Origin of the sequence: Mesorhizobium sp. M7A.F.Ca.CA.004.04.2.1, from assembly GCF_004022825.1 — a bacterium.
Classification (GTDB): Bacteria; Pseudomonadota; Alphaproteobacteria; order Rhizobiales; family Rhizobiaceae; genus Mesorhizobium.
Window position 1 is genome coordinate 1 of the sequence record NZ_RZPH01000742.1, and the last position, 3089, is coordinate 3089.

3 protein-coding genes are annotated in these 3089 nt (G+C 63.1%); 2 read left to right on the plus strand and 1 reads right to left on the minus strand.

All coding sequences use genetic code 11. From position 1 onward, the window contains the following. Nucleotides 1-1539, plus strand: a 1539-nt coding sequence (locus EN893_RS26190) for a toprim domain-containing protein (protein WP_245490909.1), incomplete at its 5' end; no start/stop codon positions are given. A 232-nt stretch (nt 1540-1771) separates the two neighbouring features. Continuing rightward, nucleotides 1772-2689, plus strand: coding sequence for a hypothetical protein (locus tag EN893_RS26195; RefSeq protein WP_127272751.1), 918 nt, complete (start codon nt 1772-1774; stop codon nt 2687-2689). A gap of 77 nt (nt 2690-2766) precedes the next feature. On the opposite strand, the gene EN893_RS26200 is transcribed toward EN893_RS26195, so the two are convergent. Beyond that, nucleotides 2767-3089, minus strand: a 323-nt coding sequence (locus EN893_RS26200; RefSeq protein WP_164901110.1) for an NAD(P)(+) transhydrogenase (Re/Si-specific) subunit beta, incomplete at its 5' end; no start/stop codon positions are given.

Genomic DNA, 3089 nt, shown 5'->3' on the forward strand with positions numbered 1-3089 from the left:
CGCCAGATCACCGGCTATGGCGAATCCTCCGGCCTGACCAAGAAGGAAAAGGTCTCGCTGATCGGCGACGATTGCCGCGAAGGCCTGACGGCGGTGCTGTCGGTCAAGGTTCCAGATCCGAAATTCTCCTCGCAGACCAAGGACAAGCTGGTCTCGTCGGAAGTCCGTCCTGTCGTCGAAGGCCTGGTCAACGAAGCGCTCGGCACCTGGCTGGAAGAACATCCGAGCGAAGGCAAGGTGGTCGTCGACAAGGTGATCCAGGCCGCGGCGGCGCGTGAAGCGGCGCGCAAGGCGCGCGATATCACCCGCAAGAGCTCGCTCGGCGTCACTTCCCTGCCCGGCAAACTGGCCGACTGCCAGGAACGCGACCCGGCGAAGTCCGAAATCTTCATCGTCGAGGGTGACTCCGCCGGCGGCTCGGCCAAAGGTGGGCGTTCGCGCCAGAACCAGGCGATCCTGCCGTTGCGCGGCAAGATCCTCAATGTCGAGCGGGCGCGCTTCGACCGCATGCTCGGCTCCGACATGATCGGCACGCTGATCACGGCGCTCGGCACCTCGATCGGCAAGGACGAGTTCAACGCCGACAAGCTGCGCTACCACAAGATCATCCTGATGACCGACGCCGACGTCGACGGCGCCCATATCAGAACCTTGCTGCTGACCTTCTTCTTCCGGCAGATGCCGGAGCTGATCGAGCGCGGCCATCTCTACATCGCCCAGCCGCCGCTCTACAAGGTGACGCGCGGCAAGAGCTCGCAATACATCAAGGACGAGAGCGCGTTCGAGGAGTTCCTGATCGGCTCGGGACTGGAGGAAGCATCGCTTACGCTCGGCTCGGGCGAGGTTCGCATCGGACAGGACCTGCGCGGAGCCATCGACGACGCACTGGCGGTGCGCCAGCTGATCAACGGCCTGCACACGCGCTACAACAGAGGCGTGGTCGAGCAGGCGGCGATCGCCGGCGGGCTCAACCCGGACGTGTTCACCGATCTCGGCCGAGCCAACGACATGGCGGAGCGGATTGCAAAACGCCTCGACATCATTGCCGAGGACACCGAGCGCGGCTGGACGGGCCGCATGTCGACCTCAAACGAGGGTGTCGGCGGCTATGTGTTCGAGCGCACGGTGCGCAGCGTCAAGGAATACGCGCATCTCGACCTGGCGCTGATCAATTCGGCCGACGCACGCCAGCTCGACCGCTACGCACAGCGCCTCAGCGAGGTCTACGGGTCGCCGCCGGTGCTGCGCCGCAAGGATGTCTCCGAAACGATTTCGGGGCCCTTGGCGATGCTCAATGCGGTCTTTGCGACCGGCCGCAAGGGCCTGACAATGCAGCGCTACAAGGGTCTCGGCGAGATGAACGCCGAACAGCTGTGGGAAACCACGCTTGACCCGAATGTGCGCTCGCTGCTGCAGGTCAAGGTCAATGACGCGACCGACGCGGATTCACTATTTTCGAGGCTGATGGGCGACGAGGTCGAACCCAGGCGCGAGTTCATCCAGGACAACGCGCTGTCGGTCGCCAATCTGGATATCTGATCCGGACGTTAAATTCTGAATTGGCGCGCTGCGGCGCGCCAATTGTTCCACCGGCGGCAACAGAATCATTTTACAACGCCCCGGAACGGAAGTCCCTGCGGGACATTGTGACAACATCGATCACAATTTCTTACAGGAGGCCTTCATGGGACGCGGCATTTTGCTCTGGTTGCTCGGTATTCCGATCCCGATCATCATTCTGATCATGCTGTTCGTACGGTAGGGGGCTTCCATGCAGTCCACCCTATCGGCTGTCGACGTTTCCACTTCAACAGAATCCTCCTCCACCGCCGTCAGTTGGGGACCGATCATCGCCGGTGCCTTCGCGGCTTCGACGTTGACCTTCATCCTCATGCTGCTCGGTTCGGGGCTGGGATTGACCATGGTGTCGCCATGGTCGGGATCCGGCGCATCTGTCACCACTTTCGCGGCGTCCACCGCCGTCTGGCTTGTCATCGTGCAATGGCTGTCCTCTGGTGTCGGAGGCTATCTTGCCGGGCGGCTGCGCACCAAATGGGTCGGCATCCACACCGATGAGGTCTATTTCCGGGACACCGCACACGGCTTTCTTGCCTGGGCGCTGGCCACTTTGCTCGTCGTCGGCGTGCTTGGCTCCGCCCTTTCCGCAGCGATCGGTTCAGGCGTGCAAGCGGTGTCCACCGTCGCATCTGGCGCTGCCATGGGTGCATCGGCGGGGGCTTCGGCCAATGCCGGCAGCGCATCGGTCGACAATGCGACATCCTACCTTGTGGATTCACTGTTCCGTCCGGCCGATCCGGGCAGGCTGGCTGCCGCCAATCCGGACAGCGATACCGCCGCGACCGGGCAGGCCTCGCGCATCCTAATCGCCGGTGCGGCGGCAGGCGAGGTTTCGGCAGACGACAAGGCCTATCTGTCGCAACTCGTCGCCGCTCGCACCGGTCTTTCGGAAGCAGATGCCAAGGCGCGGGTGGATGCGATCATCGCCAGGGCTCAGGACGCCAAGGTCAAGGCGCAGGAGGCTGCCGACACCGCCAGGAAGGCTGGCGCTACCTTTGCGCTCCTTGGTGCGCTGTCGCTGGCCATCGGCGCCTTCATCGCCAGTGCTGCCGCGGCCCTTGGGGGCAGGCAGCGCGACGATGAGGAAGCGGTTTTTCTCACCAGCCGCTGAAGCGGCTCAGCATTGAAAAGCAAAAGCCCGGCCTTGCGCCGGGCTTTTGTGTTTGGGTCAGTCGCGCCGTGGCGAAATCAGTGATCCATGGCCTTGACGATTTCCTCGGTCATCTTCTTGGCGTCGCCGAGCAGCATCATGGTGCCGTCCTTGTAGAACAGCGTGTTGTCGATGCCGGCATAGCCGGAGCCGAGCGAGCGCTTGACGAACAGGCAGGTGCGGGCCTTGTCGACATCGAGGATCGGCATGCCGTAGATCGGCGACGACTTGTCGTCGCGCGCGGACGGGTTGGTGACGTCGTTTGCGCCGATGACATAGGCAACGTCGGCCTGCGCGAATTCGGAGTTGATGTCCTCGAGTTCGAACACCTCGTCATAGGGCACATTGGCTTCGGCGAGCA

Excerpts from the sequence above, each read along its gene's own strand:
- EN893_RS26195 (WP_127272751.1), top strand. The coding sequence starts at position 1,772 with ATGCAGTCCACCCTATCGGCTGTCGACGTTTCCACTTCAACAGAATCC.